The organism is Flavobacterium sp. PL002, assembly GCF_054165825.1.
In genome coordinates this window covers 520,765-537,444 of the sequence record NZ_CM135110.1, presented here as the reverse complement: position 1 = coordinate 537,444, position 16,680 = coordinate 520,765, and the positions used below count along the sequence as shown (strand labels likewise).

The window sequence follows — 16,680 nt, the reverse complement described above, 5'->3', positions numbered from 1 at the left end:
ATGAAAATAAACCAACTCTATGAAAAAGAAATTGTTGCAATTATTTTGTACACCTCTCTTTTTTTTATAATTCTAGCCGTTGGATTAGTAGTGTTTTTCTATTTTTCGAGAAAGAAAATTATTAAAAAGGAATTAGAGAAAAAAGATTTAGAGATACATTTTCAACAACAACAACTTCATGCTATAATTACTACACAAGAAGAGGAACGTAAACGCATTGCTCAAGATCTTCATGATGATATTAGTTCTAAGCTTAATGTTGTTTCGTTAAACAGTCATTTGTTAAAAACGCCAAATTTAACAGTACAGGAAACGAATGAAATCACTTCAAATATTGTAAATTTAACTGCTAAAGCGCTTGAAAGTACAAGACGTATTGCTCATGATTTATTACCAGCTGTTTTAGATAAATTTGGTCTCCATGCTGGTATTGAAGAATTGTGTTCAGAGTTTACTAGCAGCAAGCAAGTTCAGGTTGATTATCATAATAAAGCGGTGTTTGCGGTTAATGATAAGGACAAGCATTTACATGTTTTTAGAGTTTTACAAGAATTGATGAACAACTCGTTGCGTCATGGTAAAGCCTCTTCAATTTCGTTGCTTTTTGAAGAAGAACAAGGGCATGTGGTTTGTCATTATAAGGATAATGGGAAAGGTTTTGATACTACAGATGCTAAAAATCAACATGGATTGGGAATGAAAAATATTTTAAGCCGTATTAGTGTTTTAAAAGGAACTATTGAAATAGAATCGGCTGTGGGCCATGGGGTGCAAGTTGTTTTTAAATTTTAATTTATGAAAAATAATATTAAAGTGTTATTGGTTGATGATGAGGTGCTTTTTAGAAAAGGAATTGCCTTTATTCTAGAAAGAGAAGAAGATATTGAAGTTGTCTACGAAGCTTCAAACGGAAAAGAATTGATTGATTTTTTAGAAACTACTACTGAACATCCTGATATTATTCTTACTGATTTAAAAATGCCTTTATTAAATGGTGTTGAAGCAACTAAGTTAATACACGTTAATTTTCCTAATATTAAAATTATTGCCTTGTCAAGTTACGATTCGAAATCTTTTGTAGCAAATATGATTGATGTAGGAGCAGTATCTTATTTAGTTAAAAACGCTACTCCACAAGAGTTATTAAAAACGATACGAGAAGTTCATAACGTGGGTTTCTATTATAATAATTACGTGATGGAAGTCATCAAAGAAACAGTTTTAGATGGTGCTAATAAAAGACCTTTTGAAATTGTTCTTACGAATAGAGAAAATGAGGTGCTGCAGTTAATTTGTGATCAAAAAACCACAGCCGAAATAGCCGAAATATTATTCCTAAGCCCAAGAACAGTAGAAGGACACCGTAATAACTTATTACTAAAAACAACGTCAAAAAATATCGCTGGATTAGTGGTTTTTGCCATTCAAAATAAAATAATTCTTATTTATGATTGATTTTATGCAATCATAAATTTAATGGCTAAAATAAAATATAAAATGATAGTCATTACTAATAAACACAAGCCACCTTTTTTTATAAACTTCATAAGTCTTGTTTCTGAAATACTTTTAGAATTTTCCATACTCTTATTACTTTAGTTAAATAATATTCAAATTTATTGTTTTAACTTAAAATGTGTAAGCGTATAAATACCTGATTTTATTACTATAGCTGTTTATTTCAGTATTTTATTATACTACAAGCTGAATTGTGTAGGATCGAATATTGTGGTAAAGCAATAGTGGTTCTCAACTTTGCTCAAATTGACAATTGATCTGTTTTATAAATAGTATTGGTATAATTAGTAGATTGTATCAAGTTAGTTTTATATTTGATAAAAAATAAAAATAATGATTGCTAAAAGAATTCTTTTTTTATTCCTTATTCTGATTTCTGCCACTGTTAAGGCTTCTTTTATTTTGTTGCCAATGGATGAAACTACTCAAAAAAATCATCTTAAAGCTTACGGAATTACCTATTGGTGTCTGAATAAAAATTATAAAGCGAGTTGGTTGTTAAATTATAGAGGAGGTTCTTTTTTGCTTCCTGATGCTGAAGAAATCAGAAAAGAATGCCAAATTCGAGGTGTAAGTTTTGAAATTTTATCAGACAGCGAACAAGAGAAAATCAGTAATGAAATAGCAAGTCCATCGCAAAATATGGAGACCGTTATTTTAGAACGCGTGCCTAAAATTGCAGTTTATACTCCTAAAGGAAAACAACCTTGGGATGATGCTGTAACTTTAGTTCTAACTTACGCTGAAATTCCTTTTACCGCTATTTATGATGAAGAAGTTTTAAGTGATCAACTAGTTCTATACGATTGGTTGCATTTACATCATGAAGATTTTACAGGTCAATACGGTAAATTTTATGGTTCTTATAAAAATGTACCTTGGTATATAGAACAAAAAAATGCGGCCGAAGAACTAGCACACAAATTAAATTATGCTAAAGTTGCTGAGGAAAAGGGGGCTGTAGCCAAAAAAATACGAGACTTTGTAATTGGGGGCGGATTCATGTTTGCAATGTGTTCTGCAACGGATAGTTTTGATATTGCCTTAGCTGCTGATGGTGTTGATATTTGCGAGCCTATGTTTGATGGCGATAGCAGTGATCCTAACTATCAAGCCAAGTTAGATTATAACAATTCTTTTGCGTTTAAAGATTTTATCTTAGAACGCAGACCGGATAAATACGAGTTCTCGGATATTGATGATACTGATTCCCGACGAATTCCTATGGAGAAAGATTATTTTACGTTAATGGAATATTCAGCTAAGTGGGATCCTATTCCGAGTATGTTGTGTCAAAATCATACACAGCTTATAAAAGGGTTTATGGGGCAAACTACAGCTTTTAATCCTGCAGTGATTAAGTCTAATGTTTTAGTGATGGGGAGTTGTGAATTGAATGGAGAAGCGCGTTACATTCATGGTGAAAAAGGAAAAGGAATGTTTACTTTTTATAGTGGCCATGATCCTGAAGATTTTCAGCATAGAGTGGGTGATTCGCCTACTGTTTTAGACTTACACGCAAATTCACCAGGCTATCGATTAATCCTGAACAACGTTTTGTTTCCTGCAGCGCGCAAGAAAAAACAAAAAACCTAGACTAGATTTAAATACAAAGGATTACAATGAATTATTCGAAAATATTAGAAGAGATTACTCTTGAGTTAGAAAGTTATACTACGGTAGGTCAGGTTACCAACACCATCCCGGAACTAGCGAAAATAAACCCAGATAAATTCGGAATTCATTTAACCACTATTGAGGGAGGTGATTTTGGAATAGGGGATAGTCAGGAGCGATTTTCGATTCAGAGTGTTTCTAAAGCTTTAACAGTTGCCTTAGCTTTTTCATTTTTAGGTGAAAAAATATGGAAGCGAGTAGGTGTTGAACCTTCGGGAACTGCATTTAATTCGCTAATACAACTTGAATATGAAAAAGGAATTCCAAGAAACCCATTTATTAACGCAGGAGCAATCGTAATTGCAGATATGCTTGTTTCTTGTTTAGAAAATCCAAAAGATGATTTTTTAAGATTTATTAGATTGATTTCTGGAAACCCAAACATTGATTTTAATCTCTCAGTAGCACAATCAGAGAAAGACACACGATTTAGGAATGCTGCTTTAGGTAATTTTTTAAAGTCTTTTGGTAATATCGAAAATGATGTAGATGAAGTCTTAGATTTTTATTTTTATCAATGTTCTATTGAGATGAATTGTGTAGAACTAGCGAGTGCTTTTTTCTTTTTTGCAAACGAAGGCAAGACTAGAGATGGAAAATCAATTTTAACAACAAGTCAGGTAAAAAGATTAAATGCCATTATGCAAACTTGTGGTTTTTATGATGAATCAGGTGAGTTTACTTATAAAGTAGGTTTGCCAGGGAAAAGCGGAATAGGCGGAGGAATCGTAGCGCTGTATCCTAAAAACTTTGTAGTAGCAACATGGTCACCTAAATTAAATAAAAAAGGCAATTCAGAGCTAGGGATGCATGCTTTGGAATTATTGACAACAAAAACAGAAATGTCTATTTTTTAGACTTTTATCTTGATGTAATTTACAATTGAAGTTTATCTATCGCACATTAAACTCCAGCCAAATAGGAATGTGGTCTGAAATTTTCCTAGCTTCTAAAAGTGAACGGAAGGTTTTGTAAAAATGAATGCTACCGCTGTTTTTCTTATTAATTTTATAAGTATTGTAAAAAATATTATCGTACTCTGATGCCAAGCATTTTCCTTTTTTACAAGCACGTTTTAATGACGTTTTTTGGTTTACCAAACTTGGTAAATAGCCACTTTTTTTTAATGGGTTGAAAACAGAGTGCGATTGCGGACAGTTAAAATCACCCGCAAAAATCAGGTTCAAATTAGGGTATTCTTCTGGAAGGAATTTAAAATATTTAATTTCAGTTTCTGGTTGTTTATTTTTAGTAATTGCATGAAAATTCACAACGGTAAATTGTTTTCCTTCACTTTCAAAGGTGCAGTAAAATGGCTCTCTGTCAATTTGTAAATGGTATTTTTGCTCAAGCCACGCATTGCCTATTTTTTTAACTTTTGCTGTTTTCCAAAGAAAAGCATATCGTTCCGTTTTATAGGCGCTACTAGTTGTGGGTTCGCTAATTTCATAATTCCATTTACTTCCCTTTCTATTCAATTCATCAGCGAGTCTTGCAATTGCTTGTGAACCGCCGTAACCTGCAACAACTTCTTGAATAGCAATAATGTCATAATCACGAACAATTGTAGCAATGAACTCAATTTCTGCGGGTGATTTTGAACGACCAATATTTTCAATATTCCATGAAAGTAATTTTGTCTGCGCACAAAGGATTACATAAAAAAAGAAAAATAAAAGGCTAAAGTATTGTTTCATTGTGGGTATTGGTCGCTAATTTTGGAAGTATGCAACTTAATACTTTTTAAATCCAAAAACAGTTAAACAACAGGTTAATATTATTTTTTAACCTTAAGAACTAATTTTAGTTTGTACTTGAAACCATCATCATCAGTAGCGATAATATTATTGGCGTTTATTTGTTCAAAAATAATATCTTTTTTTCTTCCATCTTTTTGTATTAGCGTTCCAAGACCAGTATTCCCTTCAATAATTCCTTCTCCGTGAACTGTGTTTCCGCTTTCATCAGTACCCGTTATGGTGACTGAATTAGGAGTTGTAAAACTGTCAATCGTAACTTGACTAGTTTCTTTTATAGGTACTTGTCTTTCAGGCGGTTTGTCGTTATTTTTTTCTTTGTGTTCACAACTAATATTTGTGAATATAACTAATAATAGTATTGTTTTTATAATGATATTAGAGGTTTGCATTTTGTTTTTTCGCAAAAATACGACGCCGAAAAAGATTTACTTTACGGGAAACCTCATTTTGGTATTTTTTTTTCGAAAATAATTTTCTTAGCTTGTTATAAGGAATAAAAAAAAGCTTCTAAGAATAGATCTTACAAGCTTTTTTTAAAATATGCGGCAGTTAAATTTACGCTGTTTTTTTTGCAGTTAAGACAAAATAGAGTCCAATTAATATAAAAGGAATACTCAACCATTGTCCTGTTGAAAGAATATTACCTAAATCACTTTCAAAACCTCCTTGACTTTCTTTAACCGATTCTACAATCATACGAACTGTAAATAACAATACTAAGAAAAGACCAAATAAGTATCCTGATTTAAGTCTTGCCTCTGTTTTCCAATATAAGAAGAACAGAATTGCAAATACAAATACATAACAAAAAGCTTCGTATAATTGAGCAGGATGTCTAACTGGAACTTGCGCTAAATAACTCGCAAACTGCGGATCGTGTACTATTGCTTTATAAGCATCATTTGGGTTAGCCATTTTTGTAGCGTTTACTACATCTCTAGGGCTAAACTGATCACGAATAAATCGGATTCCAAAAGGTGAGGTTGTTTCTTTACCTATGATTTCAGAGTTGAAAAAGTTTCCTAGTCTTACAAATATTGCACCACTAGCTACTGGGATGACTACACGGTCCAAAATCCATAATAGTGGCTTGTGTAGTACTTTTTTACTAAAATAATACATTGCTACTATAATTGAAATAGCTGCGCCATGACTTGCTAATCCTTGGAAACCTGTGAATTCCCAACCAGGTATGAAGCCAAATAATAGACCATTTATGTCTTCTCTTATTGGTAAAAGAATCTCAATTAAATGATTGCGAAAATATTCCCAATCGTAAAAAAATACATGACCCAAACGAGCCCCCAACAAAGTAGCAAGTACTGTCCAGATAAAAAGAGAGTCTAATTTTTCAATAGATTCACCTTCACGTTCAAAGATGTTTTTCATGATATACCATCCCAACCCAAATGCGATTACAAACATAAGACTGTAGAAACGAATCATAAAAAAACCAAGATCAATTCCTTCTGATGGGTTCCAAACTATATTTAAAGCGTGTGTCATTATTTTTTTATTTTATGTAAAAATACATTTTTTGTCAAGAGTTTCGGTATGAAATTTACGTTAAAAATTGACTTTAATTTTCAAAGTTACATTGTGATTTTTACTCATGAGTACATTTCTTTTTAGGAACAGGATCATAACCTGTTTTTCCCCATGGATTGCAACTCACAATTCTTTTTAAGCCTAAAAATCCACCGTAAAATAAACCATGTTCTTTCAAAGCTTGAATCATATAAGTAGAACAAGTAGGTTCAAATCTACATGCAGCGGGTGTTAAAGGTGATATAACAAGTTGATAAAAACGAACCAGTACTAAAAATGGAAATATGAGTATTTTTTTCAACATTTTTTTCTTAATTACAGTTAGTACTATACAGTAAAAGTAGTACCTTCTTTACCATCTTTTAATTGAATTCCTATAGCAATTAATTGATCTCTAATTTGGTCAGACAAAGCAAAGTTTTTATCAGCACGCGCTTGATTACGCATACCAATAAGCATGTTTACAGTTCCTTCTAACTTATCAGTACTACTGTCAGCTACTTTTTCATCTTCTAGACCTAAAACATCAAATATAAAAGCATGCATCGTAGCTGCTAAAGAAGCTAAATCTTCAGTAGTTAGGGTTTCTTTATTGTCGTTTATCAAGTTGATATAACGAACCCCTTCAAATAAATGTGCTATTAAAATAGGGGTATTAAAATCATCATTCATTGCATCGTAACAAGCTTGTTTCCAACTTGCAATATCTAGTGAGCTTTTAGTGCTACTGTTTAAAGTTTTAAGAGTGTCAAGAGATTCCATTAATCTTTTGTATCCTTTTTCGGCAGCTACAATAGCATCATCAGAAAAATCAAGAATACTACGATAATGTGCTTGCAACATGAAAAAACGTGCTACAGATGCAGAAAAGGCTTTGCTAAGAATTGTATTTTCTCCAGTCAAGATTTCTCTTGGTAAAATATTATTACCAGTAGATTTTGCCATTTTTTTACCGTTTAGCGTAAGCATATTAGCATGCATCCAGTAATTTACTGGTGTTTGACCCGTACAAGCTTCGTTTTGAGCAATTTCGCATTCATGATGAGGAAATTTTAAATCCATTCCACCACCGTGAATATCAAAATGATTTCCTAGGTATTTAGTACTCATTGCAGTACACTCTAAGTGCCATCCTGGAAAACCATCACTCCATGGAGAAGGCCAACGCATGATGTGTTGCGGTTCGGCTTTTTTCCATAAGGCAAAATCTTGCGGGTTTCTCTTGTCAGATTGTCCGTCAAGATCGCGGGTGTTAGCTAACATGTCTTCAATATTTCTTCCGCTCAAACGTCCGTAATGATTTGTTTTATTGAATTTTACAACATCAAAATAGACAGATCCATTTGCTTCATAACCTATTCCCGAGTCAATGATTTTTTTAATAATTTCAATTTGCTCAATGATATGTCCTGTTGCAGTAGGTTCAATACTGGGAGGTAAGAAATTAAAAGCTTTTAAAATTTCATGAAAATCAATGGTGTAGCGTTGTACAACTTCCATCGGTTCTAATTGTTCTAAACGCGCTTTTTTAGCAATTTTATCTTCACCATCCTCTGCGTCATCCACAATATGTCCTACATCTGTAATATTGCGTACATAGCGCACTTTATATTCAAGGTGCAACAGGTACCTGAAAATCACATCAAATGACATGAATGTTCGTACGTTTCCTAAGTGTACATTGCTGTAAACCGTAGGGCCACAAACATACATTCCAATATTTCCTTCGTTGATAGGTACAAAAGTTTCTTTTTCTCCCGAAAGAGAATTGTATATTTTCAGTGTTTGACTTGTATATAAAGGCATGTTTGTTTTTTAGTAGCTATTCCTGCATTTTGTTTCAATTCTTTTTATTTTTGATGAAAAATTATAAAGGATTTTACACTGTATTCAGGTCTAAGCTATTGTTTAATTAATCAAATAATTTATTTAATCTAGAATTTTGTTTCTAATTTAATATAATCTAAAAACTCTCTTCTTGCTTGAGGATCTTTAAATTTACCACCAAATTCAGAGGTTACCGTACTGCTTTCAATATCGTTAATCCCTCTTGAATTTACACAAAGGTGTTTCGCATCAATTACACAAGCAACATCTTCTGTTCCTAATGCATTTTGTAGTTCTTGAACTATTTGCATTGTTAAACGCTCTTGTACTTGTGGTCTCTTAGCGTAATATTCAACAATACGGTTCATTTTTGAAAGACCAATTACTCTCCCATTAGAAATATAAGCAACATGTGCTCTACCAATAATAGGCAATAAATGGTGCTCACAAGTAGAATATAAAGTGATGTTTTTTTCTACTAACATCTCTCCGTATTTGTAATTGTTGTCAAATGTTGATGCTTTGGGCTTTTTAGCAGGATTCAATCCACCAAAAATCTCTTTAACAAACATTTTTGCTACACGATTAGGCGTGCCTTTCATGCTATCATCAGTTAAATCCATTCCTAAAGTCAATAGAATGCTTTCAACGTCTTTCTTTATTTTTTCAATTTTTTCCTCGTCAGTAATGTCAAATGCGTCGTCTCTTACTGGGTTTGTTGCACATGAAGCGATATGATTATCACCTATTTCATCATGTAATTCTTCCTTATTTATCATTAAAAGCTACTGTTATTTTGTGTATAATTTCAGGGCGTAAAGATAATTAATAAAAACTAAAGATTTTCTAAAGGTTTTATTAATTAATGATCTCTTTTTAAAGCCAGATTAAATGCATGGATTTTGGGTCGTTCGATAAAAGCAAGAAAGGCAATAACAGTAATTATGTTATTGCCTTTTATGATATTAAAAATAGCTTAGTAAATTGTATTTATAAAAGTAAACTAAGTCTTTTTTATCTTGCGTTATAGGTAGTAATGGCTTCTTTTAAGATTCGTACTGCTTTGATCAAATCGTCTTTCTTTAATACATAAGCAATTCTTACTTGGTTTAAACCTACTCCAGGAGTAGAATAAAAACCAGCTGCAGGCGCTACCATAACTGTTTCTCCGTTAAAATCGTAACTTTCTAAAAGCCATTGTGCAAAATGATCTGCATTGTCAATAGGAAGTTCAGCGATACAGTAGAAAGCTCCTTTTGGGTTGGCTACTTTTACGCCTTCAATTTTCTTAAGTTCGGTTATAAGTGTATCTCTACGTTCTCTATATTCTGAGATTACTTCGTCAAAATAACTTTGTGGTGTATCAAGAGCTGCCTCACTTGCAATTTGTGCAAATGTAGGTGGGCTTAATCTTGCTTGAGCAAATTTCATTGCAGTAGCCATAAGTTCTTTGTTTTTAGAAACAATACAACCTATTCTTGCGCCACACATGCTGTACCTTTTTGAAACCGAATCAATCATGATTGCGTTTTCTTCTAGTCCAGGGATATTCATTACAGAATAGTGAATATCTCCATCATAAGTAAATTCTCTATATACTTCATCAGCAATCAAAAACAAATCATGTTTTTTCACGATTTCAGCAAGTTGCATCATTTCTTCTTTTGAATACAAGTAACCGGTTGGGTTTCCTGGATTACAAATAAGAATAGCTTTTGTTTTTGGTGTGATTAATTTTTCAAAATCAGCAATAGGAGGCAATGCAAAACCTGTGTCAATTGATGAAATAACAGGAACTACAGTTACACCAGATGCAGTAGAAAAACCATTGTAATTTGCGTAAAATGGCTCTGGAATAATGATTTCATCACCTTGATCCATAGTACTACCCATTGCAAACAATAAGGCTTCTGAGCCACCTGTTGAAACGATAATGTCTTCTGGATTGATAGGTAATCCTGATTTTTTATAAAACTCAGATAATTTATTTCTATAGCTTTCAAAACCAGCTGAGTGACTGTATTCTAATACTTTTATATCAATATTTTTTACAGCTTCCATGGCAACTTCAGGAGTTTTAATATCCGGTTGACCTATGTTTAAATGGTAGACTTTATTTCCTTTTTTCTTAGCAATTTCTGAATAAGGTACTAATTTACGTATTGGTGATTCAGGCATTTTAGCACCTTTGTTTGATATCTTTGGCATATTTCTAATTGTTGAATTGCAAATTTGCGATTTTTTTTTCGAACTTAAAATTCGTAATCTATCTATTTAGTGTTAAATAAGAATTAATAAGAGGTGGATTCAATTAACAAATGCAACCTCATGCACATTGTTTAAGTTTTTGCTCAAAAATTTCATTTGGACTTTTAAAACCAAATCTTTTTCTGGGTCTGTTATTTAATTTATTTGTTACTCTTAAAACCTCTTCTTCTGTTATTAAATCAAAGTTATATTTTTTTGGAAAATATTGTCTTACTAGACCATTTAAATTTTCATTAGCACCTCTTTCCCAACTACAATATGGGTTGGCAAAAAAGTATGAGATTTCTAGTATTTCAGATACTTTTTTATGGTTTGCAAACTCTTTCCCATTATCAGATGTGATGGTGTGCAAAATGGGTTTCCAATCCATTAATAATTCAATTAATTTCTCCTGAATTTCTTGTGATTCCTTACTGTTTATTTTAGCCATTTTAAGCACACCTGATGCTCTATCATTTATTGTTAACAAAGCTCCTTTGTGATTTTTACCTATTACCAAATCAATTTCTAAATCCCCAATTCTTTGCTTTTCTTCTACAACCAACGGCCTGTTTTCAATACCAACTCTATCTTTAATAATACCTCTTGAGCCTTTTAAAGCCCCTCTTTTAGCATATCGCTTTCCTTTTGTGCGTAGGTGCTTATAATGTTGTCCGCCTTTCTTTTTGTCGCTCCAAATGAATTGATAAATTGTTTCAATCGAAACACATTCAAAGTTTTTATCACTGCAATATCCTACTATTTGTTCAGGACTGAAATCTTCTTCTAAAAGATGAATAACATGTGCTTTTATCTGTTCAGTAAAGCGTATTTTCTTAGCTTTTTCATGCTGTCGAATACTGGCTTTACTTTGGGCTAATTTAGCTTTATAAACTTTATTTCTTTGATCGGAATTTCTGGATAGCTCTCTTGAAATTACAGATTTATCTCTACCTATAACCTCTCCAATTTTACTCATTGAAAATCCTTGTGAACGAAGTGTAGCAATTTCGTATCTTTGTTCAATCGTTAAATGTGACATCTTTTTTTTGTGCTTAGTAACCCAAAAATAAGAGAAATTTTTTTCGTAGCCTACTGATAAGTCTTGAAGATCTAGATCTTCAAGACTTATCAGTAGGCTTTATTTAAACAAATAAGGAGTGTTGCATTTATCACTTGAATCTAAGAGACTAATTTTTGCTAAATTTATGAAAATGATCCTTTATGAAGAAAATCATCTTATTTGTTTTTTTATTTTTATCCAATGGCACTCTTACTGCTCAATCTGGTTTTTTATTTAAAAAAGACGTGAATAAAGTTGGAATTCCATTTCAATCAATTAATAATCTGGTATTTATTCCGTTAGTGGTCAATGGAGTCGAATTGACTTTTTTACTCGATTCAGGAGTCGAAGAAACTATTTTGTTCAGTTTAGAAGACACAAAAGGACTTGATCTTAAAAATAAAGAAACTGTAAGTCTTGTAGGTTTAGGAAGTAAAGAGAAAATTGAAGGATTAAAATCTACAGGAAATCTTCTTGAAACAAAAGGGATGATTTCTAGAAACCACCTTTTATATGTAATACTAGATCAGGATTTTAATTTGTCCTCGCATGTTGGAATTCCTGTGAACGGAATAATAGGCTACTCATTTTTTAAAAATAATCTCATCGAAATTAATTATCAAAAACGTAAAATATTCTTTTATAAAGAAACAGCTAAACGGAGAAAAAGAATAAATAGAAAATTTACTAAAGTGCCTATAACTATAGAAGGTGCTAAGCCATATGTATATAGTAATGTAGTTTTAGAAAATTATAAAATCCCCGTTAAACTATTAGTAGATATAGGAAACAGTGATGCTGTTTGGCTTTTTCAACATAAATTAGCAACGATTGAGTTGCCTCCAAAAAACTTTGAAGATTATCTAGGTCAAGGTTTTAGTGGCGAAGTTATAGGTAAAAGAGCTAAAATAAAAGCTTTTGAAATGGCAGGATTCCAATTTGAAAATCCTATAACAGCATTCCCTGATAGTGTTTCTACCAAACATGTCAAGATGGTTCCTGATCGATTAGGGTCTGTAGGGGGAGAAATTTTTAAACGTTTCACAGTTGTTTTAGATTATAAAAATGAAGCATTGTTTTTAAAAAAGAATAGGAGCTATAGTGCACCTTTTACCTATAATAAGAGTGGTGTAGAAATTAAGCATATTGGAATGCAATGGGTCAAGGAAACCGTTCATCTAAAATTAGAACCTAAAATTACTGAATATAAAGAAATTGCAATCCAAGAAAAGAAAACAGATTTTCAGTATAAATTTAAACTCAAACCAGTCTATGTAATTAGCAACATAAGAAGGAAATCAGCTGCCGAAATTTGCGGTTTGCAGGAAGGAGATATTTTGATAAAAATAAATGAGAAACTCACACACCGTTTTTCATTACAGGAGCTAAGTCGTTTTTTAAAATCAGAAGAGGAAAAGTGGATCAGTTTAGAAGTAGAGCGTAACAGTCAATTATTGAAATTTAGCTTTCAATTAAAAAATTTGCTGTAATAAAAAAAGCTTCTTGATTTTATGTCAAGAAGCTTTGGTGTTATTATTTAATAAGGATTAATTGGCTACAACTTCCCCTTTAATTTTTAAAGGAATTCTACCTTCAGGATAGTTAATGGCATTAGACTCTACCGTAATTGTTTTCCTAATTGGTCCTGGAACCATATTGTATTTAACCTCTATCTTGCCTGATTTTCCCGGTAATACACTGTCATTTTGTTTTGATAAAATCGTACAGCTAGAAGTAGATTGTACTCCTGTTATAATTAATGGAGCGTTTCCTGTATTAGTAAAAACAAATGATCTTACACCGTTATCTTGGGCTTTTGATACGGTTCCGTAGTCAAGTGTATTGTTGTCATCTTTAAACTCAATTTTAGCTCCGCTTTGTGCAAACCCAATACTACTAAATAATACGACTGCTATTACTGTTGCTATTTTTTTCATTTTTAAATGTATTTGTTAAAGTAAATATAGTTTCTTTTAATTACTACACAAATTTTTATTTCTCTTTTTATAGTCTACTTAATTATTTACTTTTGTTCCCTATAAGAATTACAATAATTAGACCAAAGTACAATAAGTACGTTTAATGACACTTCAATAGCTTGCGTGTCAGTTAAATATTAAGTACTTTGATCACCAATTTAATGATTAATCGAATCCACTATACAATGACAATTCCTGCACAATTTGACGCTAAGACTATTGAAGATAAATGGTATGCCTACTGGATGGAAAACAATTATTTCCACTCAGAGCCAGATCATAGAACACCTTATACTATTGTAATTCCTCCACCTAACGTAACAGGAGTCTTGCACATGGGGCATATGTTGAATAATACTATTCAAGATGTTTTAATTAGAAGAGCTCGTCTTAAAGGGTTTAACGCTTGTTGGGTACCAGGTACAGATCACGCCTCTATTGCTACCGAAGCTAAAGTTGTGGCTAAATTAAAAGCCGAAGGAATCAATAAAGCAGATTTATCTCGTGAGGAGTTTTTGAAACATGCTTATGATTGGACTGACAAATATGGTGGCGTTATTCTAGAACAATTAAAAAAACTAGGAGCTTCTTGTGACTGGGAACGTACTAAGTTTACGATGGATCCAGACATGTCAGCTTCTGTAATTCGCTCTTTTGTTGATTTATACAACAAAGGATTGATTTATCGTGGGTACCGAATGGTAAACTGGGATCCCGAAGCGAAAACAACCTTATCTGATGAAGAAGTTATTTTTGAAGAAAGACAAGGAAAATTATATTTCATACAATACAAAATTGAAGGAAGTGAAGACTTTTTAACGATAGCAACAACGCGTCCAGAAACTATTTTTGGAGATAGCGCTATTTGTATCAATCCTAATGACGAACGTTTTGCTCATTTAAAAGGAAAGAAAGCCATTGTTCCTATTTGTGGTCGTGTGATTCCTATTATCGAAGATGAATATGTAGATATCGAATTTGGAACAGGATGCCTAAAAGTGACTCCTGCCCACGATATGAATGATAAAACGCTAGGAGAGAAGCACAACTTAGAAATCATTGATATATTCAATGAAGATGCGACTATGAATAGTTTTGGTATGCATTACCAAGGAAAAGATCGTTTTGTTGTTCGTGATGAAGTTGCTGCAGAATTAGAAAAAATTGGAGCTCTTGCAAAAACAGAAACGCATTTAAATAAAGTAGGAACCTCTGAAAGAACCAAAGCAGTAATCGAACCAAGATTATCAGATCAATGGTTCTTAAAAATGGAAGATTTAGTAAAACCAGCGATCAAATCAGTTTTAGTAGATGGAGATATTAAATTACATCCAAAACGTTTTGATAATACTTATGCACACTGGTTGAATAACATACGCGACTGGAATATTTCTCGTCAATTATGGTGGGGACAACAAATTCCTGCTTATTTCTACGGAGATGGGAAAGAGGATTTTGTAGTTGCCGAAAATATTGAAGATGCTTTAAAGTTAGCACGTGAGAAAACTTTAAACATTAAACTTGAAACAAAAGATTTAAAACAAGATGTGGATGCCTTAGATACTTGGTTTTCTTCTTGGCTGTGGCCAATGTCGGTTTTTGGTGGCATCATGGATCCAGAAAGCGAAGATTTTAAATACTACTACCCTACAAATGATTTAGTTACGGGCCCGGATATTTTATTTTTCTGGGTTGCGAGAATGATTATTGCAGGATATGAATACACAGGTAAAAAACCATTTACCAATGTGTATTTAACGGGATTAGTTCGTGATAAACAAAGACGTAAAATGTCTAAATCATTAGGGAACTCACCAGATCCACTAGATTTAATTGAAAAATTTGGTGCCGATGGAGTTCGTGTAGGATTGCTTTTGAGCGCTTCTGCAGGGAATGACATCATGTTTGATGAAGAATTATGTAATCAAGGAAAAGGGTTTACCAATAAAATATGGAATGCTTTTAAATTGATTAAAGGATGGGAAGTTTCGGATGCGATACCGCAACCAGAATCTTCTAAGGTAGCAATCGAATGGTACGAAGCCAAGTTGCAACAAACGCTTTTAGAAATTGAAGATAACTTCGAGAAATACAGGATTTCAGAAGCATTAATGGGAACTTACAAATTAGTTTGGGATGATTTCTGTTCTTGGTTCCTTGAAATGATTAAACCAGCATACCAACAGCCTATTGACAGCGTAACTTTTGCGAAAGCGATAGAAATGCTTGAAAATAACTTAAGAATATTGCATCCGTTTATGCCGTTCTTGACCGAAGAGATTTGGCAAATATTAGCTCCAAGAACAAAAGAAGAAGCTTTGATCGTTTCTACTTGGCCTGAATTAAAACCTTTTAACGTGGCTTTAATTACCGATTTTGAAAACACAATGGAAGTGATTTCTGGAGTGAGAACGATTCGTAAAGACAAGAACATTCCGTTTAAAGATGCGATTGAATTAAAAGTGATTAATAATGACAATGTATCTACTTATTTTGATTCGGTTGTAACCAAATTGGGGAACATCACAGCATTAGAATATGTTACTGAAAAAGTAGATGGCGCATTATCGTATCGTGTAAATTCGAATGAATATTTTATTCCTATTACGGGAAGTATAAATGTAGAAGAAGAAATTGGAAAACTGACAACAGAATTAGAGTATACAAAAGGATTTTTGAAATCAGTTCAAAATAAATTGTCTAACGAGAAATTTGTAAACGGAGCTCCTGAAAAAGTTTTGGCAAACGAAAGACAAAAAGAAGCCGATGCTTTAGCAAAAATTGAAACAATCGAGCAAAGTTTGGCTGGTTTAAAATAATAACCATAATTATAGTATTGCAAAGCCCCATCTTAAAGAAAAATAAGATGGGGCTTATGTTTTTATGTAGGTTACGAAGCTCAATTTTGCAAGCTTTGAATGCTATTTTTCAGGGTTTTACCGATAAACGACAAGGCTAATGTATTTCATAGGGTTTTTATTCCTTTAATCGATAGATGTATTCTTTCAATTTATTAGTTTATTACTTTTGTTGCTTATTAGTGAAATACCACAACAATACC

General features: G+C 32.5%; 15 protein-coding genes. 6 read left to right on the top strand and 9 right to left on the bottom strand.

Going from position 1 to position 16,680, the window contains the following annotated elements; genetic code table 11:
• The 4 genes from ACVEGE_RS02245 (at position 1) to ACVEGE_RS02230 (ending at position 4,052) form a co-directional block, all read left to right on the top strand.
• A complete protein-coding gene (locus ACVEGE_RS02245) occupies positions 1-792 on the top strand; it encodes a sensor histidine kinase (protein WP_192501667.1) in 792 nt (263 codons plus the stop codon).
• A 3-nt stretch (positions 793-795) separates the two neighbouring features.
• A complete protein-coding gene (locus ACVEGE_RS02240; RefSeq protein WP_173852968.1) occupies positions 796-1,455 on the top strand; it encodes a response regulator transcription factor in 660 nt (219 codons plus the stop codon).
• Between the two features lie 396 nt (positions 1,456-1,851).
• Positions 1,852-3,114: an asparagine synthetase B gene (locus tag ACVEGE_RS02235; protein WP_192501668.1), complete on the top strand. Its 1,263-nt coding sequence runs from the start codon at positions 1,852-1,854 to the stop codon at positions 3,112-3,114.
• A gap of 26 nt (positions 3,115-3,140) precedes the next feature.
• Entirely contained in the window at positions 3,141-4,052 is a 912-nt protein-coding gene (locus ACVEGE_RS02230; protein WP_192501669.1) for a glutaminase, read from the top strand.
• Between the two features lie 36 nt (positions 4,053-4,088).
• Here ACVEGE_RS02230 and ACVEGE_RS02225 read toward each other — a convergent pair whose 3' ends face one another.
• The 8 genes from ACVEGE_RS02225 to ACVEGE_RS02190 form a co-directional block, all read right to left on the bottom strand.
• Positions 4,089-4,892, bottom strand: a complete 804-nt coding sequence (locus ACVEGE_RS02225) for an endonuclease/exonuclease/phosphatase family protein (RefSeq protein WP_192501670.1) — start codon at positions 4,890-4,892, stop codon at positions 4,089-4,091.
• Between the two features lie 80 nt (positions 4,893-4,972).
• The gene (locus ACVEGE_RS02220; protein ID WP_192501671.1) at positions 4,973-5,344 is read right to left on the bottom strand and encodes a hypothetical protein; all 372 of its coding nucleotides are present in this window, start codon (positions 5,342-5,344) and stop codon (positions 4,973-4,975) included.
• Between the two features lie 166 nt (positions 5,345-5,510).
• Entirely contained in the window at positions 5,511-6,461 is a 951-nt protein-coding gene (lgt, locus tag ACVEGE_RS02215) for a prolipoprotein diacylglyceryl transferase (RefSeq protein WP_192501672.1), read from the bottom strand.
• 100 nt (positions 6,462-6,561) lie between these two features.
• On the bottom strand, positions 6,562-6,807 hold the full coding sequence (gene yidD / locus ACVEGE_RS02210) for a membrane protein insertion efficiency factor YidD (protein WP_173856307.1): 246 nt from the start codon (positions 6,805-6,807) through the stop codon (positions 6,562-6,564).
• 23 nt (positions 6,808-6,830) lie between these two features.
• Positions 6,831-8,309, bottom strand: a complete 1,479-nt coding sequence (cysS, locus tag ACVEGE_RS02205) for a cysteine--tRNA ligase (RefSeq protein ID WP_192501673.1) — start codon at positions 8,307-8,309, stop codon at positions 6,831-6,833.
• A 128-nt stretch (positions 8,310-8,437) separates the two neighbouring features.
• Positions 8,438-9,109 carry a GTP cyclohydrolase I FolE gene (folE, locus tag ACVEGE_RS02200; RefSeq protein ID WP_173852976.1) on the bottom strand — a complete coding sequence of 224 codons (672 nt, stop codon included), beginning with the start codon at positions 9,107-9,109 and terminating at the stop codon, positions 8,438-8,440.
• 235 nt (positions 9,110-9,344) lie between these two features.
• A complete protein-coding gene (locus tag ACVEGE_RS02195; protein WP_173852977.1) occupies positions 9,345-10,538 on the bottom strand; it encodes a pyridoxal phosphate-dependent aminotransferase in 1,194 nt (397 codons plus the stop codon).
• 118 nt (positions 10,539-10,656) lie between these two features.
• Positions 10,657-11,619, bottom strand: a complete 963-nt coding sequence (locus ACVEGE_RS02190; RefSeq protein ID WP_173857104.1) for an IS30 family transposase — start codon at positions 11,617-11,619, stop codon at positions 10,657-10,659.
• A 182-nt stretch (positions 11,620-11,801) separates the two neighbouring features.
• On the opposite strand from ACVEGE_RS02190, the gene ACVEGE_RS02185 reads away from it, so the two are divergent.
• Positions 11,802-13,130 (top strand): PDZ domain-containing protein, encoded by a 1,329-nt coding sequence (locus ACVEGE_RS02185; RefSeq protein WP_192501919.1) that lies wholly within the window; start codon positions 11,802-11,804, stop codon positions 13,128-13,130.
• 57 nt (positions 13,131-13,187) lie between these two features.
• Here the strand turns inward: ACVEGE_RS02185 and ACVEGE_RS02180 are convergent, their stop codons facing one another.
• Entirely contained in the window at positions 13,188-13,577 is a 390-nt protein-coding gene (locus ACVEGE_RS02180; RefSeq protein WP_173852979.1) for a DUF1573 domain-containing protein, read from the bottom strand.
• Positions 13,578-13,804: 227 nt separating this feature from the next.
• Between ACVEGE_RS02180 and ACVEGE_RS02175 the strand changes: the two genes are divergently transcribed.
• Positions 13,805-16,438, top strand: coding sequence for a valine--tRNA ligase (locus tag ACVEGE_RS02175; RefSeq protein WP_192501920.1), 2,634 nt, complete (start codon positions 13,805-13,807; stop codon positions 16,436-16,438).
• The last annotated feature ends 242 nt before the right edge of the window (positions 16,439-16,680 follow it).

Bases quoted from the DNA above. Each gene is read 5' to 3' on its own strand.
- cysS (WP_192501673.1), bottom strand. From the start codon at position 8,309: ATGCCTTTATATACAAGTCAAACACTGAAAATATACAATTCTCTTTCG.
- ACVEGE_RS02240 (WP_173852968.1), top strand. From the start codon at position 796: ATGAAAAATAATATTAAAGTGTTATTGGTTGATGATGAGGTGCTTTTT.
- ACVEGE_RS02175 (WP_192501920.1), top strand. From the start codon at position 13,805: ATGACAATTCCTGCACAATTTGACGCTAAGACTATTGAAGATAAATGG.
- yidD (WP_173856307.1), bottom strand. From the start codon at position 6,807: ATGTTGAAAAAAATACTCATATTTCCATTTTTAGTACTGGTTCGTTTT.
- ACVEGE_RS02235 (WP_192501668.1), top strand. From the start codon at position 1,852: ATGATTGCTAAAAGAATTCTTTTTTTATTCCTTATTCTGATTTCTGCC.
- ACVEGE_RS02185 (WP_192501919.1), top strand. From the start codon at position 11,802: ATGAAGAAAATCATCTTATTTGTTTTTTTATTTTTATCCAATGGCACT.
- ACVEGE_RS02230 (WP_192501669.1), top strand. From the start codon at position 3,141: ATGAATTATTCGAAAATATTAGAAGAGATTACTCTTGAGTTAGAAAGT.
- ACVEGE_RS02180 (WP_173852979.1), bottom strand. From the start codon at position 13,577: ATGAAAAAAATAGCAACAGTAATAGCAGTCGTATTATTTAGTAGTATT.
- ACVEGE_RS02195 (WP_173852977.1), bottom strand. From the start codon at position 10,538: ATGCCAAAGATATCAAACAAAGGTGCTAAAATGCCTGAATCACCAATA.
- ACVEGE_RS02190 (WP_173857104.1), bottom strand. From the start codon at position 11,619: ATGTCACATTTAACGATTGAACAAAGATACGAAATTGCTACACTTCGT.
- folE (WP_173852976.1), bottom strand. From the start codon at position 9,109: ATGATAAATAAGGAAGAATTACATGATGAAATAGGTGATAATCATATC.
- ACVEGE_RS02245 (WP_192501667.1), top strand. From the start codon at position 1: ATGAAAATAAACCAACTCTATGAAAAAGAAATTGTTGCAATTATTTTG.
- ACVEGE_RS02220 (WP_192501671.1), bottom strand. From the start codon at position 5,344: ATGCAAACCTCTAATATCATTATAAAAACAATACTATTATTAGTTATA.
- lgt (WP_192501672.1), bottom strand. From the start codon at position 6,461: ATGACACACGCTTTAAATATAGTTTGGAACCCATCAGAAGGAATTGAT.
- ACVEGE_RS02225 (WP_192501670.1), bottom strand. From the start codon at position 4,892: ATGAAACAATACTTTAGCCTTTTATTTTTCTTTTTTTATGTAATCCTT.